Genomic DNA, 16,973 nt, shown 5'->3' on the forward strand with positions numbered 1-16,973 from the left:
GACGGAGGGGCCCTCAGCCGTGCGCGCGGCTCTGCCCGGCGGGCCGGACGCCCCGCTGAGGCGGAGCGGGCGCCGGCGCCTGTTTCAGTGGCCGCCCCTCGGGGGTTCGCAGCCCGTGCCGTCGGGGTAGCCGCCGAAGGCGGACGCCCGGGTGGAGTCGCTGTTCAGCGTGCCCTCCACGCACCAGGGGGAGGCTCCGACGTCGATGAGGAACCCGACGCCGGTGGGACCGTTCCGGTTCGCGCGTACCTTTCCGGCGGGGTAGCCGAGGCCGGTGAGCGTGCCGCGGACGCTCTCCGGGGCGAAGTCGCCGCGCCGGCGGAGCGGTTCAAGGGCCTTCTCGACGCGTTCGACGGCCGCGAGCCCGTCGCAGCGGCTCTGGCCGTGGAGCGGGAGGGGCATCCGGAAGGCGTGGTTCTCGGCGTAGTGGTCGGCGGGCGCCTCGGTCGAGCCGGTGGTCGATCCGCCGGTCGATCCGGCGGTCGTGGCGGCCGCCGTCGGCGCGGGGCTTTCGCCCGGGCAGGGGAAGTCCACCGGGGCGGCCGGGGGCGATATGCCGGTCGCCGTGGGATACGGAGAGGGCGGGGCGTCCGCGACGTCCCCCGCGCGATGCGTCCCGCACCCCGCCACCAGCAGGACCGCGACCGCCGCCCACGGCAGCGGGCCGAGCGGGATCCTCGTCTTCCTGATCGTCGTCATCATCCCCTGATCCTCCCCCGCCGCTCTGCGGGCGTCATGAGTCCTCGCTGCCAGGGCGCCCGCTAACGGTTGGACAAGCGACCGCCCGGACACGGACGATGAGCCTTCGACATCGCGACGACCAGCGTCGTCCCGCTTCCGTAATCGGAGAAACCTCTTCCCCATGAGCTTCGGCGACCCGAACAACCCCTACGACCAGCCGTACGGCCAGCACCCCCCGCAGGGCGGGCCCGGCTACCCGCAACAAGCCCCGCAGGGCGTCCCCCCGCAGTACGGCTACCCCCAGCAGGCCCCGCCGCCGTACGGGTACCCCCAGCAGCCCCTCCCGGGCGCGCCGTACGGCGCCTACCCGCCGCCCGGCATGCCGGGCGGGATGCCCGAGTTCGCCCACTGGGGGCTGCGCGTCGGGGCGTACGTGCTCGACATGCTGATCATCGCCGGTCCGATGTACGCCCTGGGCTTCGTCGACCTCGTCACCGCCCCCGACCCGGCGACGGCGAAGCCGGGCGTCTTCTTCGTCGTGGGCGTGCTCTATGCGGTCGCCATGGGCGTCTTCCAGCTCTTCCAGGAGGGCTCGAAGGGCCAGACGTTCGGCAAGAAGGCGGTCGGCATCAGCGTGCTCCGCGAGGCCGACGGCCGCACCCTCGGCTTCGGCATGGCCTTCGTCCGCAAGCTGGCCCACTTCCTCGACAGCCTCGCCTGCTACCTCGGCTGGCTGTGGCCCCTGTGGGACGAGAAGAAGCAGACCCTCGCCGACAAGGTGTGCAGCACCGTCGTCATCCGGGTCCCGAAGGGCTGAGCCGCCCTCACTCCCGGGCCTCATCCGGTGGTTCCGGCCCGGCCCCATGGCCGGGACCGGTCCGCCGGGGTGCCCTCACCCCGGCGGACCGTGAACGTGACCGTGTACGTGACCGTGCCGTGTGGGTCAGCCCTCGATGCGGTGCTGGGTCCAGAACGCCGTCAGGTCCGTGGACGACGCCGCCTGGGCCGCCGCCTTGAACTCGGCCGTCGTCGAGACGCCGTACCAGTGCGAGGTGGCGTAGTCCTTCAGCAGCTTGGCCATCGCGGTGTCACCGAGCTGGCGGCGCAGGTCGTGCAGGGCGCACTTGCCGTAGCCGTAGACGACGGTGGAGTAGCGGGAGGAGTTCGCGTCCCAGTAGGCCATCGAGTTGGTGATCTTCTCGGCCGAGGAGGCCCAGGAGACGCTGTTCCAGCAGTTCGTGCCCGTCTTGCCGAGGGCCAGGTCGGTGGCGTAGTCGGTGAACGACTCGTCCAGCCAGGGGCTCGTGTACTCGTCGTCGCCGACGATGCCGTAGAACCACTGGTGCCCGATCTCGTGGGTCAGTGCCGTGGTGCTCACCAGGTCGAGGACGAAACCGGGGTACTCCATGCCGCCGAACCAGTAGTTGTTGTCGATGATCGCGTCCAGCTCGCCGTACGGGTAGGCCCCGAAGCGCGCCGCGTGGGCGTCGATCGCGGTCTTCGCGGTGGTCAGCATCGACTGGGCGTCGCTCGCGCTGATCCCGGAGACCGAGTAGATGTTGATCGGCGTGCCGGCGGACGAGGTGCCCGAGATCTTGCTGAACGGTCCGGCGCCCCAGGCGAAGTCGCGCACCTTGGCGGCGGTGGCCCTGGTGACCGTACGGCCGCTGGTGCCGGGGGTGTCGACCGAGGTGCCGGTGGCGGGGACCAGGAGGCCGGTGGGGTGGTCGAGGGTCACGTCGAAGTCGGAGGCGAGGGAGTAGAAGGACTCGCCGTTGTTGGTGTACGGGTCCAGGTGCCAGCCCGCGCCGTCGCGGACGGCGAGCACCGGCAGGGCGTTGCCGATGTTGCTGAACGCTCCGTCGTGGCCGAAACGGTCCGCGCCGCTGGGGACGGTGATGGCCAGGTCGAAGCCGATCGTGGCGCTCTGGCCCTGGTTGAGCGGGGCGGGCAGGGTGATCTTCAGGGCGGTGCAGGCGACCGAGAGCGCCCCGGCGGTGCCGCCGGTGACGTTGCTGACGCTGATCGGCATGGCCTGGCAGGTGCCGTGGTAGTTGTCCCAGAGCCTCAGGTACACCTCGCTCAGCGGGGTGGCGGCGGCGTTGGTGAAGGACGCGGTCTCGTGGCCCGTCCAGACGAAGCCGTTCGCGTCGCTGCTGAGGCTGACGGTGTACGAGGGCGTCGCCGGCGTACGGGTGGAGTCGGCGGGCGGGACCGTGCCGCCGGAGGTGTCGAGGGCGACGTCGTCGACGACGAAGCTGGTCTGGAGGCTGGAGTCCTCGGAGCCGGTGAACGCGACGGTGACGGTCTGGCCGGCGAACGCCGAGACGTCGAGGGACTTCTGTACGTACCCGGTGTTCTTGTCGAGGTTCGAGTACGTGGCGAGGGTGGTGCTGCCGATCTTCGCCGTGAGGGTGTCGTACTTGACGGACGTGGTCCGCTCGGCGGTGTCGACGTGCAGCCAGAAGGTGAGGGTCGCGGTGCTGCACCCGGAGGGGATCGTGACGCTCTGGGAGAGGGTGTCGGTGTGGGTCGAGCCGACGCCGTTCAGCCAGGCGAAGTAGCCGCCGGCGTGGGGACTTTCGCCGGTGCGGTTGGTGATGAGGCCGGTCTTCGACTGGCTCCAGGGCGAAGTGCCGCTCTCGAAGCCGCCGTTGGCGACGACCTGCGCCGGGGTGCAGGCGTCGGCCGTGCGCGGGGCCGCGGCCTGGTGGGCGGGGGTGGTGCGGTTCGGTGCGGCGGCGGCCGGTGCTGCGGGGAGCAGCGCGGCCGTGGCCAGTGCGGCGACGGCGGTCATGGTCGCGGCGAAGGCCTTGTGGGGGGTGGCTCTCACACGGAACTCCTTCTCGGCGGCCGGGATCCCGGCCTGCTCGGTGGCCGTCCGGCACCGGCTGGGGTGCGCCGGCGGACGGCCGCGGGGCGCCCGGTTGAGGCGGGCGCGGTGGTGAGACGTGCCGTGTCCCCGGTTGGGGGGACACCGGTAGGCAGCCTCGCAGCGTTGACCGGAACATGCCATCCAGTGCGGGTAAAGGTTGTTCGTGTCTACCCTGCCCCGGTCGGCGGAAGCGCGAGGGAGCAGCCGGAGGCTGCGGAGCAGGAGTCGTCTTGAGCCATCGGGTGTTCGGCGCGTGGCACGACTGGGAGACCGCCCGGGCGCGGTTGGCGGTGCTCGCTCCGGAGGTTTCGGCGGGGCGGCTCGGGGAGGCCGTCGCGTTCGCCGAGGCGGCCCACGGGGATCAGCGGCGGCCCGCCGGTGAGCCGTATCTGGAGCACCTGTTGGAGGTGGTGGAGATTCTCGTGGCGGGCGCGGGCGTCCACGACGAGGACCTGTTGGTCGCGGCCGTCCTCCACGACGTCGTGGAGGACACCGACCGCACGGCCGGGGAGGTCGGTGAGCGGTTCGGGGCGCGGGTCGAGGAGCTGGTGGCCTGGGTGACGAAGCCGCGCGCCGGGGCGGACGAGGATCCCGCCGAGGTGCGCGAACGCTACCTCCTGCGGCTGCGTTCGGCCCCGCCGGAGGTGCTGCGGCTGAAGCTGGCGGACCGGTTCAGCAACGTGCAGCGGCTCGACACGCACCCCCGGCCCGAGAAGCGGCGCTCCTACTACCGCGAGACCTGCCGCCACCTGGTACCCCTCGCGGCCGGGGTGCCGTGGTTCGAGGAGGCCTTCGCCCGGTGGCGGGAGGCCCACCGCCACCTGGAGGACACCACTCCCCCGGCGCCGACGGGCTGACGCCGGCTGCCGACCCCGGGCGGCCCCGGGCAGCCCCGGGCGGCCCCGAGCAGCCTCGACCGGCCCCGGGCGGCCCGGGCTTGGCCCCGACCGGCCCGGGCTGGCCCCGGGCTGGCCCCGGGCTGGCCCCGGGCTGGCCCCGGGCTGGCCCCGGGCTGGCCCCGACGGCCTACGGAACCACCCCAGGGTCCGGATCAGGACTCCGCCCGGTGCCCGTCGGCGGCCCACGCGACGTCGTCGACCGCGAGCCACGGCGCGGCCGCGACGGCCGTGGGCGTCACTCCGGCGAAGGCCTTGACGTCCCGGTACAAGTGGGACTGGTCGGTGTACCCCGTCTCCGCCGCCACCCGCGCGGCGCCGTGACCGGCGGCGAGCCGGTGCGCCGCGTGGTCGAAGCGGACGAGCTGCGCGGCCCGCTTGGGGGTGATGCCGAGCTGCGAACGGAACCGGGACCACAGGCGCTTGCGGCTCCAGCCCGCCTCGTCCGCCAGCCGCTCGACCCGGACCGCACCGTGGCTCGCCGCCGTCCGCCCCCATACGAAGGCCACCTCGGGGTCCACGGCGGGGCCGGCCTCGTACCGCCCGAGCAGCGCGGCCTCCGCCAGCGCGAACCGGGCCTCCCAGGAGCCGGCGGCGCGCAGCCGCTCCTGGAGGCGTACGGCCTCGCGGCCCCAGAGGTCCTCCAGGGAGACCACCCCGGCCCCCGGCTCCGCGCATCCGCCGCCGAGCACCGCGTGCGCGACGGACGGCGACAGCCGCACCTGGAGGCACTCGATGTCCCGGCCGCGCCCCCGGACGCCGACGGACGCGAGCCCCACGACGGCGCCGCCGCTCTGCCTCCGGCCGTCGGCGTCCTCGACGGCGAGCGCCCCGTCACCGAGTTCCAGGGCCACCGTGACGGCCGGGTACGGGACCACTCCGAGGTCGACGGCGTCGGTCGTACGGGCCCGGAACCCGGCCATGCTCACGCCCGGCAGCCGCCCGCGCCGCGACGGGGTGGCGATGTCCCACAGCGACGCGGCGCCCTGGTCCTGTCCGGCGGATCCCATACCGGCACGCTACGCGACATTCGTACAAGACGCGACGCGCGGAGGGTGAACACACTGACGGCACACGCCAGTTACCCGGTCACGCACCGGCACGGAAAGGACCACCCGTGACCCACTCCCCCGTCGACCCGTTCACCCCCGCCGTCGAACTCGCCGCCGCCATCCGCCGCAAGGAGGTGAGCCCGGTCGAGGTGGCCGACCTGTTCCTCGGACGGATGGACGAGCTCGACCCCCGCCTGAACGCCTTCTGCCACCGCGCCGACGACGACGTCCGCAAGGCCGCGGCCGCGGCGGCCGACGCGGTGGTACGGACCGACTCGCCCGAGGACCTGCCGCCCTTCCTCGGCGTCCCGCTGCCGGTCAAGGACCTGGCCGACGTATCCGGATGGCCCACCACGCACGGCTCCGCCGGGGCGGCGAGGACACCGGCGGCGGCCTCGGACCCGGTGGTGCGGCGCTTCACGGACGCGGGCTTCGTCCTGCTCGGCAAGACCACCACCTCCGAGTTCGGCAGCCTGCCCTTCACCGAGAGCCCGGCCCTGGGCATCTCACGCAGCCCCTGGAACCCCGACCGCACCCCCGGCGGGTCGTCGAGCGGCGCGGGCTCCGCCGTGGCCGCCGGGATGGCGCCCGTCTCCCACGCCGAGGACGGCGGCGGGTCGATCCGCATCCCCGCGTCCTGCAACGGCCTCGTCGGCCTCAAGCCCACCCGCGGCCTGGTCTGCGACGCCGTCGTGGAGGTGGAGGGCCTCGCCACGAGCGGAGTGCTGACCCGTACGGTGGCGGACACCGCCGCGGCCCTCGACGTGCTGGCGCGCCACGATCCCGGCGCCTGGTGGTCGCCCCCGGCGCCGCGCACCTCCTTCGCCGCCGCGCTGGAGTCGGACGCGCCGACCGGGCTGCGGATCGGCGTGCTGGCCGAATCCCCGGTCGACGGGATACGGGTGCACCCGGCGTGCCTCGCGGCCGTCGACGTCACCCTCCGCGCCCTGGAGGCGGCCGGCCACCACCTCGTCGACACCCCGCCTCCGCTGCCGCGGGCCGAGGAACTGGTCCCGGCGTTCACGACCCTGTGGAACGTGGGCGGGGCGGGCATCGGGCTCGCGGACCCGGACCGGATCGAGCCGCACAACCGCGCCCTGCGCGAGGCGGCGCGGGCGACCGACTCGTGGGCGTACGCGGAAGGGCTGCGGCGCACCCAGGAGTTTTCGCGGCGCATCGTGGAGGGCTTCGTCGCGGGCTTCGACCTGCTCGTCACACCGACGATGGCCTGCCTCCCGCCGCTCATCGGCGCGTGGCGGACGGGCGTCGACGACGACCCCCTGAGGGCACTGGTGAACAGCTACCCGATGGGGGTGTTCACGTCGGTGTTCAACGTGACGGGCCAGCCGGCCGTCTCGCTCCCCGTCCACCACGACGAGGCCACCGGCCTGCCCGTGGGCGTCCAGCTCGTCGCCGCGCCCTGGCGCGAGGACCTCCTGCTCCAGGTCTCCCGCACCCTGGAACTCGCCCTCCCCTGGGCGGGGCGCCGGCCGCCGGCCTGCTGAGCCGCTCCACCGGACCGGCGCTACGGCACCCCCACCAGCCCCCAACCGCGACGGGCGGCCTCGGTGACCACGCCGCCCCATTCGCGCAGCAGCGCGGTGAACGCCTCGAAGCTCTCCGGGCAGCCCGCCCAGCCCTCGCACTCGGCGGCGAACGGGGCACGCAACAGGCCGAGGCACGGCTCCGCCCGCCGCCAGGCCTCTGCCTTCTCCCGCACCGCGCCGGGCGGGGCGGCCAGCAGGAGGTGGGGGTAGCGGGGGTCGGCGGCCGGCGGGAAGAACCCGTCGGCGCCGGTCAGGGCGGGGTCTTCGGCGGGTACCTCGTCCCAGATCAGCCCGCCGAGGAAGCCGTCCACGGCTCCGCGCACGGGCTGATCGACCAAGGGCCGCATGTCCGCCCATCCGTCGCCCGCACGCCAGTGCGGCCGGTAGGAGCCGCTGGTGGTGCGGAACGCGTACACGGCACACCACGCGCCCTCCGGCCCCGCCGGAAACTGCCAGCCCGGCCGTCCGTCGTCGTCCGGCGGCCACATCGCCTCGTCGAGGGCCCTTGTCCGGTCCTCGACGGGGAAGGAGCCAAGCCGCTCCCAGTCCGCCATGAACAACGTGAGGTCCACTCCCATGCCCCGCAGCATAGGCACGCCCCACACCCCGGCCGGGGCGCGCCCCCTCCGCCCCGGCAGACGTCCGCCGATGGAAGGTGACCAACCGGTAGCCGGCTGGGGCCCCGGCAGGCGTGGGATACCCAGCCCGAAACCTCTCCGCCCGCCGATGAAGGAGGAGACCCATGCCGCCCGGAAACGCCCCACCGCCCGCTTCGTCCCGCAGGAGGTGGCGGGGGCGACTGGCCTCGGCCGGGGCGCTGGCCGTCATCGCGCTCCTGGCCGCGATGCTGCCCGCGTCCGCCAACAACGGCACCATCTGGACCACACTGCCGTCCATGCCCACGGCACGCAAGGATCTGGCGTCGGCCGTCGCGCCCTGCCCGCCGGGCCAGACCGGCACCTGCGTCTACACCGTCGGCGGGGGCACCTTCGCCACTCAGTTCGCCACCGTGGAGTCGTACAACCGGCTCACCAACGCCTGGTCCACGCTGCCGCCGATGCCCACGCCCCGCGCGGGCCTCGCCGCAGCGGCCGCACCCTGCCCGGCAGGGCAGACGGGCACCTGCCTCTACGCCGTCGGCGGCGGTGTCACGGCCGGAGGGAGCAGCCAGCATCTGAGGGTGGTGGAGTCCTACAACCCGGTGACCAACGCCTGGAGCACGGTCGCCTCCCTGACGACGGCCCGCTCGGGTCTCGCGGCGGCGACGGCCCCCTGCCCCGCAGGTCAGACCGGTACGTGCGTCTATGCCGTCGGCGGCTGGGACGGTACCAATGCGCTCGGCACGGTGGAGTCGTACAACCCCGCGAACAACTCATGGAGCACGGTGCGGGCGCTGGCCCTGCCCAGGACCTCTCTCGGCGCCGCTGCCGCGAGCTGTCCGCCGGGGCAGACCGGAACCTGTGTGTACGCGGTGGGCGGATACGGCAACGGCTTCACCGGTGCGGTGGAGTCGTACAACCCGGCCACCAACGCCTGGAGTCCGATGGCGGCGGTTCCCACACCCCGGGCCAATGCCGGAGTGGCGGCCACGACCTGTCCGCCCGGCCAGAGCGGGGCCTGTGTCTACGTCGTCGGCGGAAACAACACGGGCACCGTGGCCAACGTGGACTCGTACAACCCCGCGACCAACGCCTGGACGGCCCTGCCGTCCCTCCCGAAGCCCCGCAACCTGCTCGCGGCGGCCGCCATGCAGTGCCCGCCCGGCATCACCGGCAGCTGTGTCTACGCCTCCGGCGGATACGTGACCGACATCTCCGGCACGGTCGAAGCCCTCGACCCCCCTCCCCCGCCGGAGGATTGAGCTCACCCGGGCCCGAGCCACCGGTCCGCACGCAACGGACCGTGGCGCGGCGGCCGGGCGGGGGATTGTCAGTGGCCCGGCATAGGCTCGTGGGATGACGCCGATGACGATCATCTCCGGGGATGCCACCAGTCCGCAGGCCAAGGGGCCGAAGATCATCGCGCACGTCTGCAACGATCTCGGCGGCTGGGGGAAGGGCTTCGTCCTGGCGATATCCAGGCGCTGGCCGGAGCCCGAACGGGACTTCCGGGCCTGGCACCGCGCCCGCGCCGGGAACGACTTCGGCCTCGGCGCGGTCCGGCTGGTGCGCGTCCGGCCGGACACCTGGGTCGCCAACATGATCGGCCAGCGCGGCATACGCACGGGCAGTTCGGGCGTCCCGATCCGCTACGACGCCCTGGAGCAGTGCCTGACCGCACTCGCCGGCCACGCCCTCGAACTGGGTGCCTCGGTCCACATGCCCCGCATCGGCTGCGGCCTGGCCGGCGGGAAGTGGTCCCGGGTGGAGCCGCTGATCACCGGGGCACTGTCCACGAGGGGGGTGGCGGTGACGGTGTACGACCACGGCGGGAACTCCTGATCGCCGTCACGGTGGTCAGCGACCGGCTGCGGCGCGGTTCAGCTCGGCGGCCGGAAAGGGCGTCCGCTTGCTCTCCCTGAGCAGGCGGCGGTGGAAACCGTCCAGGACGACGGTGGCCGGCGCATGCCGTTCGATGATGGCCGCGGTCTCCGGCCGTACCCCGTCCGGCCTTCGGCCCGCGATCCACTCCCGCAGGAAGACGTCCGTCTCCGTGTCGCCGCGGAGGCCGTCGAGGAGGTGGTGGCGGAGCAGATGCCCCGCCGTGTAGTGGCGGTCGTACGCGAGATGGTCCGTCAGGAACGCCTCTTCGCCCGCCGAGAGCTCGAAGTCGGAGCTCAGGGCCAGTCCGAAGTCCGCGAAGAAGACCAGCCGGCCGTCGGTCAGGACGTTGTTGAAATGGGCGTCGAAGTGCACGAGCCCGCGCGAGCTCATGAAGGCCGCTCCGCGCGTCAAGGCCTCCTCCGCCCTGGGGTACACGGAACCCGGACCGGGGCCGTGGCCCGTCGGCGCGGCGTCCGCCCGGTGCTCGTGCAGCCATGCGCCGAGCGTCTGCGGCACGTGTTCGAGGAAGAGCACCAGGCTGTGGGAGGACCGGCTGATGGCCTCCAACCGCCCGCGCACCGCTGGGGAGCCATCCCAGTGGGCGACGGCTCCGTCGATGCCCCCGAACTCGTCCATGAGGCCCTCGGGCGGGGAATCGGGCAGCACGCGCCAGTGGTACAGGAGCGGAAAACCCTCGTACTCCCTCCCCAGAACCCAGTTGCTGGTCATGGTGTGGGCCGCCAGCTCCCGCCAGGCACCGAATCCGGCCGAGCCCACCCCGTACTGGTAGAACATCGGCAGACCGAAGAGGTTCGCCGTGGACCGGACGTTCTCCGGCCGCATCTCCAGGTCCGTCAACGGCACCCTCTTGGCGAAGACCCGTATCCCGTCGACCTCCAGCTCCGCGGACCTGCCGCCCATGCCGGAGGCGGACCCGGCCGGGGCGGCGGAGGCCACGAGGTCACCGAGTCGCCGGTCGCTCAGCAGCGACAGACGGGTCGCCACGGTCGCGTAGGCGGCCGGACGCGCGGCGTCGCGGGCAACGGCATCGTCATCACGCATGGGCATGGGCATGGGCTCCTCTGAACGGGCCGAGCCTATCCGCGCGGCACTCTTAGGATGATCAGCGGATGATCGTTCAACAGAGAGAAGTACTGTGCGCGTTGCATGGCAGCACGAGGCGGCCCAGCTCCGGGACGCGGCCATCTTCATAGGACTGCCGAACCCGGCCCTGTGGTCCGGGCCGCCGGTCCGGGAGAGCGCGATCCCCGCCTGGATGGAGGAGGTCAAGTTCTTCTCCGCGATCGAGATCGATTCCGTCCTCACCGTGCACAGCCGCTCGGGCAACGCCTTCGAGCTGTACGGAAAGGGCCGCAGCTTCCTCAACCCGGTACGGCTCGCGCGCTACGTGCCGTACACCGTCGACGCCGAGACCGTCGAGGAGAACCCGCAGGCCCTCGCCGCCGCGCGCACCGCGTGGCGGGAGTACGTGGACGGCATCGCGCAGCGCATCGGTGCGCCCCTCCAGGTCACGGAGGACGACGCCGACATCCCGGAGGCGATCTGGCGGCCGGGCGGCGAGGAGGGGCCGCACCTGCGGCTGTGGGTGAACCCCTCGTACGGACTGGCCCCGGACAACCCGCTGTTCACCCGGATCCCCGGCCGTGCCCTCGTCCGCCTCGACGCGCACGCCCCGCAGGACCTGCCGGGTGTCACGCCCCGCCCGGCGAGCGGCGTCAACGACGTCCCGGACGACGTTCCGGCCTGGTACCAGGAGCACGCGGTCGAGCAGGCGCGCCTCGAATACGAGGCCGCGGACGACGACGACCTGCTGAACGACCGGCTCCGGCACGTGGTGGGCAGTGCGATCGAGGCGGGCACGTCGATCCACGGCCATCTGGGCGCGCTGGCCGCGACCCCGGTCGCCGAGAGCGGCCCGGACACCGGCTCACTGCTCTGGCAGCACACGTTCGAGCACCCCGACGCCCCGCAGGGCCGGCTGCCCGCCCAGCACATGGCGCATGTCATCAGCGTCATCTCGAACCACGACGCGAAGGGGTCGACCCGCACCCCGGAGTCGGTGGAGCCCGGCCTCACCCTCCGCTACTACGACCTCTTCGACCCGCGCATGCAGAACGCCCTGGCCGTCACGGGCCGGGAGGCCTGCGCGCTGTGGAAGTCGGTCCGCACCTCGTACGAGGCGTCGGTCACGGGTGCGACGTTCCTCGTCATGCCGCAGGACGTCCTGGACCGGATGCGGTCCGCCGCCCTCGGCACCGACTGAGGCGGGCCGCTCACTCCCGCACGCGCTCCGGGCACAACGGCCGGTCACCGTCCGCCCGGAGCGCGCCCGCACATCCGGCCACCGGCCGGGATCAGGAAGGTGATCAGGGCGCGCGTCCTCAGCCCGCTCCCCGATCCGTCACAGCCGGTCAAAACGGCCACGGCCGGTCAGCGGGCCCTGGAGCGCCTTCGCAGCGCACCGTGGCCGAAACGGGCCCGTCTGCCCCGGTCTGCCTTGGTACGGGTATCAGCCGTCTGCTACAACGACCGTCCCTTGATCAGACCGCCCTGGGGGTCCGTTGACGACGCCACCACCACCTCAGCCTCCACCCTTCGGCCCCGTTCCACAGCCTGATCCGCCACCCCAGCCGCCACCGCCCCCGCCTCCCCCGTCGTGGCGGAACTCCACGGTCGTCGCGGCCCTGGTCCCCACGCTCGTCTTCGGATCGATCGCGGCGTACACGGGCTGGCGGGCCCTTGACGCCACGGAGCAGAGCGCCGATGCCGATCAGGCGGGAAAACGGCGAGACGCCAAGGAGGACAGCGAAAAGCAGCGGGCCGACACCGGACCGCTCGTTTCCGTGACCCGTGGCGAGGCGCCGATCCTGCCCTCCGCGTTGGTCTTGAAGGAAACTCGCTACGCCATCGGCCCCGCCGCACACTCCGTCACCTGGGACGATGACTTCAACGCGTGGCTCAAGGCGGAAAGCGCGCGGCCCACCGGGCTCTATGCGGTCCGAATCACCGTCAAGGCCCTGCGGGACGACACCACGATCATCCAGGACTTCAAGCTCAAGAACCGGAACTGTCCGTTCGAGATCGCGGGCGTCGACGAAGAGCTGAACGTGAACTACAAGGGGACCGTGGTGTACCCGCCGCCCGAAGGCGGATCCGGCGAGGACGTGGCCCGTGACGTCCTGGGGTTCAACGTCGGCCAGTACGACGACACCAGTGCCAGGATCATGGAGAAGGGCTTCCCGAAGCTGGGCAGCGGCGAGATGAAGACCAACCACAAGGTGTTCCTGCGCCATCGTTTCTCCACGAAGACCGTGACCCTCGAGCAGAACGACGCGCGAACCTTCGACATCTATTTCGCATCCGACAAGGAATGCACCTTCGGGCTGGAGATGAACGTCACCAGCGGCAGCACGGACACGTGGATCGAGATTCCCATCGCGCCCGCGTGGAGGGACGGCAAGGAAGCGGCGATGGCGCCCGGAGGGCACGGGTTCACGAATCTCATTCGCCCGGATCCCGGGAAGGGCCTGGCCTTCCCGCCCGTCGGGTCACCGGAAACGCCGTTCGCCCCGTCCGTCGAGGTGATGGCGGACGATGTGAACCCATGAGCCGCACGGGCGGCGGCCCTGCGGCTTCCGCCCGTGCCGGAGCGCCCGGCGAGTGAGGCCGGGCGCTCCTGGTGATGCGGTGGTGCGGACCCGTGAGTCCGCCTCAGTTGCCGATACCGGCGGTGCCGACGCCCGAGTTGCCGATCCCGTGGCTGCCGAGGCCCGTGTTGGCGATGCCCGCGGTGCCCACTCCCCAGTTGGCGAACCCGGCGTTCCCGATGCCGCCGTTCGCGACGCCGGCGTTGCCGACGCCCTCGTTGCCGATGCCGGCGTTCCCGACACCCGAGTTGCCGATGCCCGCGCTGCCCACACCGTCGGCGCTGGCGATACCGGCTCCGCCGAGGGCCAGCACTGCCGCGGTGCCCAGCGCGGTCGTCACACGGAGAAGAGTTGTGTACATCGTCACATACCTCCTACATCGATGATCTTTGCGTACTATCACTAACACAGGAGTGCGCCAGATATCGGTAGATATGCCCGAATCCATCGTGTCGCCCGCCCCTCGACTTTTGTCCGCGGACAAAAGTCGAGGGGGCTGATGTCAGTACCGGTCCGCATCATGGTGAGCATGAGTCACAACATCGCCTACTCCACCGCCGACAAGGCCGACGTCCTGGCCTTCCTGGGCAGCAACGGCAATCTGACGGACATACAGCTGCGCCGCCTCGACGGCATGCGCAGGGACGCACAGGCCCATCAGGACGATCTGGACGGGCAGGACGTCGACTGGGGGCTGTCCATCCCCGAGGCACTGGAGCACCTGCTGGCCGGGCACACCGGTTCGGACGCCGCGTGCGCCGGCAACGCCTACACCGCCGCCCTCCAGCACATCATCGACCACAACGCCTCCGACCCGTCCCACCTGGGCACCTACTCCAAGCCCGCCACGTTCTTCGGCCTGGTCGACGACGAGATGCGCCGTCTCGGAGTGCCTGCCGACCTCCTCCCCCAGGGCTACCTGTACAGCGAGCTCCCCGACGGGTTCCCCTTCGTTCCGGGCTCGGTGGACGGATACCCCGCCATTGGCCACCTGCCTCTGGCCAAGGCGAAGCCCGCGGCGGACGCCTACCGTGCCGTCCTCGACCGGATGGACCCCGACTTCCGTTACGACGTCCAGGAGCTCATCGACAAGCTCGAATTCGAGCACGGCGAATGGGCGTTCGCCACGGAGAAGCTCGACTGGTACACCCAGGACACGCTCTTCTTCAAGCTCACCTGACCCCATCGACCACCAGGAGAGGAACCCGCCCGTGAACGGATCCGCCGCGGCCGTGCTCGTCCATGCCTGTCTACGGGACGGCACCGGAGGCAGCCCCACCGCCGTGGTGCTGGACGACGACCGGCTCAGCGATGAGGAGCGCCGGCGCATACCCGTCGAACACGGCACCTCGCACGCCGTCTTCCTCCGGCCGGAGCGGGAGACCGAGACCGCGCACGGCCGGCCCGCCTTCCGCATACGGTTCTTCACCTCCGGAGAAGAGCTCCCCGCGTGTGGCCACGGTACGGTCGCCGCTCTGGCCCTCCTCGCCAACCGGGCGGGGGAGGAAGGGGAGTACCGGGCCCTCCTGCGGACGTCCGCTCGCACCTTCGAGGGCCTGGCGGTGCGGAAGGGGGCGGCGTTGGTGAACGCGGCCTTCGATCCCGGGCCCGTCGACCTCCGTCCCGCGAGCGCCGAGGAGCGGAGCCTGGTGCTTTCCGCGCTGGGCGTCGCCGGGGCGGACGCCGGTCCCGACGCGCGGGTGGCCGGGGTGGGGCGGGAGCGTCTGCTGGTACCCGTGCGTAACCGGTCCGTCCTGGCCGCTCTGGACCCGAATTCGGGCAGGCTCCGTGAAGTCTGCGACCATCTCGGCTTCTTGGGTGCGTACGTCTACTCGCCCCCCTCCCCTACCGGCGAGTTGGCGGCCCGGATGTTCGCACCGTCCATCGGGGTCCCGGAGGACATCGCCAACGCCAACAGCACCGCCTGCCTGGCCGCCCATCTGGCCGACCGGGGCATCAACCGCATCGCCGTCGACATGGGCGATGCCGTCGGCAGCCCCGCCACCATCACCGCCTCGGTGCACCCGGAGCCGACGGGGCCCCGGGTCCTCGTGGGCGGCACCGCCACGATCGGGACTTCCCACACCTGGGTCCGAGGATGAGCGCGCTGTACCCGGCGGTCGAGCCGTACGAGACGGGCATGCTCGACGTCGGTGACGGCAACCTCGTGTACTGGGAGGTCTGCGGCAACCCGGACGGCAAGCCCGCAGTCGTCGTGCACGGCGGGCCGGGGTCCGGGTGCGGGACCGGCGTGCGCCGGTACTTCGACCCCGACCGCTACCGGGTCGTCCTCTTCGACCAGCGCGGCTGCGGCCGCAGCACCCCGCACGCGAGCGACCCCGCGACCGACATGCGGTGCAACACCACCCAGCACCTGATCGCCGACATGGAGCAGCTGCGCGAGCACCTGGGCATCGACCGCTGGCTCCTCCACGGCGGCTCGTGGGGCTCCACGCTGATCCTGGCGTACGCGGAAACGCACCCGCGGCGGGTCTCGGAGATCGTCATCTCCGCCGTCACCACCACCCGCCGCTCGGAGATCGACTGGCTCTACCGGGGCGCGGGCCGCTTCCACCCCGAACAGTGGGAACGCTTCCTGGCAGGAGCCCCCGGCACGCCGCGCGACGGGGACGTCGTCGCGGCGTACGCACGTCTGACGGAACACCCGGACCCTGCCGTGCGGAACAAGGCGACCGCGGACTGGTGTGCCTGGGAGGACGCGGTCCTGTCCGGGGAGACGAAGGGCCGCTCCCACCCGTACGGCGACCGTCCGCCGACCGCGCGCCTGGCCCTGGTCCGCATCTGCGCCCACTACTTCTCGCACGGCGCCTGGCTGGAGGAAGGGGCCCTGCTCCGCGACGCCCACCGGCTGGCCGGCATCCCGGGCGTCCTGGTCCACGGCAGACTCGACCTGGCCGGCCCACTCGACACCGCATGGGACCTGGCCCGCGCCTGGCCCGACGCCGAACTGCTCGTCGTCGACGACGCGGGCCACCTGGGCGGCGAAACGACCCAACGCCACGTACGCGAGGCCCTCGACCGCTTCGCCCGCCCGTGCCCGGCTCACGCGCCGCCGAGCGGACCGGTCAGCTGAACTGGACCACGCCTTCCTCCGCATCCTCGAAGAGCCTGACCAGCAGCCAGCGTTCGCCGTCCTTATCGGCAAGGTCCTCGGGCGGGGTGGTGTCGACGACCACGGTCACGAAGGGCTCCGCCGCATCCGAGTTCGCGACTGCGGAGAAGGTCCGCCGGGACCAGGCCGGGGGATGGGCAGGCGAGCTTGGGGGGCAGGCTCACCCCGGGGGGCGTAGCCTGCCTGATCCGTGCCCCCCATGGTCCGTGCTCGTCCGGTCCTCGCTGGACCGCGCCTGCGTCGACCTGGCCTGCCGGAGGCCGGACGACAGGTCCAGGGCCGGAGCGATGACGGCCAGGGGCCGCTCCGGTGCTGGGCGAGGAGCCTGTCCAGTGCGCTCTCCGCCTCGATCCACCGGGCAGGTACCGCCGGGACGGTCCGGAACCGGATCCATCGGCTGCGTCCGGCGCGTGGCCTGCCAGGACCTCGACGGAACGCCCGGGGGACCTCTCCGAGAGCCGGCTCCCGGGCGGCAGCAGCCTCACCCGCTCCGACAGGCCCCGCGTCCGTTTCTTCAAGCGTCGAGGGGCCCCGAGTGTGACATTCGCGGGCGGGCCGTATTTTTAGACGTCCAAATAAGGGGCGCCCGACGTCGCACCCCACCGGGGGGGGGGGGGGGGGCAGCCCAAGAAGGTCGC

16 protein-coding genes are annotated in these 16,973 nt (G+C 72.3%); 10 read left to right on the forward strand and 6 right to left on the reverse strand.

The window, feature by feature from the left end; translation table 11 throughout:
* Positions 1–84: 84 nt before the first annotated feature.
* A complete protein-coding gene (locus ABT403_RS33650; protein WP_344152388.1) occupies positions 85–699 on the reverse strand; it encodes a hypothetical protein in 615 nt (204 codons plus the stop codon).
* Between the two features lie 163 nt (positions 700–862).
* On the opposite strand from ABT403_RS33650, the gene ABT403_RS33655 reads away from it, so the two are divergent.
* Positions 863–1,498 (forward strand): RDD family protein, encoded by a 636-nt coding sequence (locus ABT403_RS33655; RefSeq protein WP_344152391.1) that lies wholly within the window; start codon positions 863–865, stop codon positions 1,496–1,498.
* Positions 1,499–1,624: 126 nt separating this feature from the next.
* Here the strand turns inward: ABT403_RS33655 and ABT403_RS33660 are convergent, their stop codons facing one another.
* Positions 1,625–3,514 (reverse strand): M1 family aminopeptidase, encoded by a 1,890-nt coding sequence (locus ABT403_RS33660; protein WP_344152394.1) that lies wholly within the window; start codon positions 3,512–3,514, stop codon positions 1,625–1,627.
* A 272-nt stretch (positions 3,515–3,786) separates the two neighbouring features.
* Between ABT403_RS33660 and ABT403_RS33665 the strand changes: the two genes are divergently transcribed.
* Positions 3,787–4,413, forward strand: a complete 627-nt coding sequence (locus ABT403_RS33665; protein WP_344152397.1) for an HD domain-containing protein — start codon at positions 3,787–3,789, stop codon at positions 4,411–4,413.
* Between the two features lie 194 nt (positions 4,414–4,607).
* On the opposite strand, the gene ABT403_RS33670 is transcribed toward ABT403_RS33665, so the two are convergent.
* Positions 4,608–5,462 (reverse strand): AraC family transcriptional regulator, encoded by an 855-nt coding sequence (locus ABT403_RS33670; RefSeq protein WP_344152400.1) that lies wholly within the window; start codon positions 5,460–5,462, stop codon positions 4,608–4,610.
* Positions 5,463–5,569: 107 nt separating this feature from the next.
* On the opposite strand from ABT403_RS33670, the gene ABT403_RS33675 reads away from it, so the two are divergent.
* On the forward strand, positions 5,570–7,009 hold the full coding sequence (locus ABT403_RS33675; RefSeq protein ID WP_344152403.1) for an amidase: 1,440 nt from the start codon (positions 5,570–5,572) through the stop codon (positions 7,007–7,009).
* A 20-nt stretch (positions 7,010–7,029) separates the two neighbouring features.
* Here ABT403_RS33675 and ABT403_RS33680 read toward each other — a convergent pair whose 3' ends face one another.
* Positions 7,030–7,629, reverse strand: coding sequence for a hypothetical protein (locus ABT403_RS33680; protein ID WP_344152406.1), 600 nt, complete (start codon positions 7,627–7,629; stop codon positions 7,030–7,032).
* Between the two features lie 164 nt (positions 7,630–7,793).
* Here ABT403_RS33680 and ABT403_RS33685 point away from each other — a divergent pair, with 164 nt between their 5' ends.
* Together ABT403_RS33685 and ABT403_RS33690 are read left to right on the forward strand one after the other, a co-directional pair.
* Positions 7,794–8,912, forward strand: coding sequence for a Kelch repeat-containing protein (locus tag ABT403_RS33685; protein ID WP_344152409.1), 1,119 nt, complete (start codon positions 7,794–7,796; stop codon positions 8,910–8,912).
* Positions 8,913–9,006: 94 nt separating this feature from the next.
* Positions 9,007–9,492 carry a macro domain-containing protein gene (locus ABT403_RS33690; protein ID WP_344152412.1) on the forward strand — a complete coding sequence of 162 codons (486 nt, stop codon included), beginning with the start codon at positions 9,007–9,009 and terminating at the stop codon, positions 9,490–9,492.
* A gap of 15 nt (positions 9,493–9,507) precedes the next feature.
* Here ABT403_RS33690 and ABT403_RS33695 read toward each other — a convergent pair whose 3' ends face one another.
* Positions 9,508–10,596: a protein kinase family protein gene (locus ABT403_RS33695; protein WP_344153001.1), complete on the reverse strand. Its 1,089-nt coding sequence runs from the start codon at positions 10,594–10,596 to the stop codon at positions 9,508–9,510.
* A 94-nt stretch (positions 10,597–10,690) separates the two neighbouring features.
* Between ABT403_RS33695 and ABT403_RS33700 the strand changes: the two genes are divergently transcribed.
* Together ABT403_RS33700 and ABT403_RS33705 are read left to right on the forward strand one after the other, a co-directional pair.
* Positions 10,691–11,818: a hypothetical protein gene (locus ABT403_RS33700; protein ID WP_344152415.1), complete on the forward strand. Its 1,128-nt coding sequence runs from the start codon at positions 10,691–10,693 to the stop codon at positions 11,816–11,818.
* Positions 11,819–12,116: 298 nt separating this feature from the next.
* Positions 12,117–13,163 carry a hypothetical protein gene (locus ABT403_RS33705; RefSeq protein ID WP_344152418.1) on the forward strand — a complete coding sequence of 349 codons (1,047 nt, stop codon included), beginning with the start codon at positions 12,117–12,119 and terminating at the stop codon, positions 13,161–13,163.
* 103 nt (positions 13,164–13,266) lie between these two features.
* Here the strand turns inward: ABT403_RS33705 and ABT403_RS33710 are convergent, their stop codons facing one another.
* Positions 13,267–13,542, reverse strand: a complete 276-nt coding sequence (locus ABT403_RS33710) for a hypothetical protein (RefSeq protein WP_351650529.1) — start codon at positions 13,540–13,542, stop codon at positions 13,267–13,269.
* A gap of 189 nt (positions 13,543–13,731) precedes the next feature.
* Here ABT403_RS33710 and ABT403_RS33715 point away from each other — a divergent pair, with 189 nt between their 5' ends.
* The 3 genes from ABT403_RS33715 to pip are packed head-to-tail and all read left to right on the forward strand — an operon-like array spanning position 13,732 to position 16,296.
* Entirely contained in the window at positions 13,732–14,382 is a 651-nt protein-coding gene (locus ABT403_RS33715) for a DUF7691 family protein (RefSeq protein WP_344152424.1), read from the forward strand.
* A gap of 31 nt (positions 14,383–14,413) precedes the next feature.
* Positions 14,414–15,304 carry a PhzF family phenazine biosynthesis protein gene (locus ABT403_RS33720; protein WP_344152427.1) on the forward strand — a complete coding sequence of 297 codons (891 nt, stop codon included), beginning with the start codon at positions 14,414–14,416 and terminating at the stop codon, positions 15,302–15,304.
* Positions 15,301–16,296: a prolyl aminopeptidase gene (gene pip, locus ABT403_RS33725; protein WP_344152430.1), complete on the forward strand. Its 996-nt coding sequence runs from the start codon at positions 15,301–15,303 to the stop codon at positions 16,294–16,296. The genes ABT403_RS33720 and pip overlap by 4 nt, the downstream gene beginning before the upstream one ends.
* Positions 16,297–16,973 lie beyond the last annotated feature (677 nt).

Origin of the sequence: Streptomyces sp. NPDC000075 (genome assembly GCF_040301925.1) — a bacterium.
GTDB classification, from domain to species: domain Bacteria; phylum Actinomycetota; class Actinomycetes; order Streptomycetales; family Streptomycetaceae; genus Streptomyces; species Streptomyces polychromogenes.

What these genes read in the sequence shown, in the direction of transcription:
- ABT403_RS33650 (WP_344152388.1), bottom strand. Translation starts at nt 699, where the DNA reads ATGACGACGATCAGGAAGACGAGGATCCCGCTCGGCCCGCTGCCGTGG.
- ABT403_RS33655 (WP_344152391.1), top strand. Translation starts at nt 863, where the DNA reads ATGAGCTTCGGCGACCCGAACAACCCCTACGACCAGCCGTACGGCCAG.
- ABT403_RS33670 (WP_344152400.1), bottom strand. Translation starts at nt 5,462, where the DNA reads ATGGGATCCGCCGGACAGGACCAGGGCGCCGCGTCGCTGTGGGACATC.
- ABT403_RS33680 (WP_344152406.1), bottom strand. Translation starts at nt 7,629, where the DNA reads ATGGGAGTGGACCTCACGTTGTTCATGGCGGACTGGGAGCGGCTTGGC.
- ABT403_RS33685 (WP_344152409.1), top strand. Translation starts at nt 7,794, where the DNA reads ATGCCGCCCGGAAACGCCCCACCGCCCGCTTCGTCCCGCAGGAGGTGG.
- ABT403_RS33690 (WP_344152412.1), top strand. Translation starts at nt 9,007, where the DNA reads ATGACGCCGATGACGATCATCTCCGGGGATGCCACCAGTCCGCAGGCC.
- ABT403_RS33695 (WP_344153001.1), bottom strand. Translation starts at nt 10,596, where the DNA reads ATGCGTGATGACGATGCCGTTGCCCGCGACGCCGCGCGTCCGGCCGCC.
- ABT403_RS33715 (WP_344152424.1), top strand. Translation starts at nt 13,732, where the DNA reads ATGAGTCACAACATCGCCTACTCCACCGCCGACAAGGCCGACGTCCTG.
- pip (WP_344152430.1), top strand. Translation starts at nt 15,301, where the DNA reads ATGAGCGCGCTGTACCCGGCGGTCGAGCCGTACGAGACGGGCATGCTC.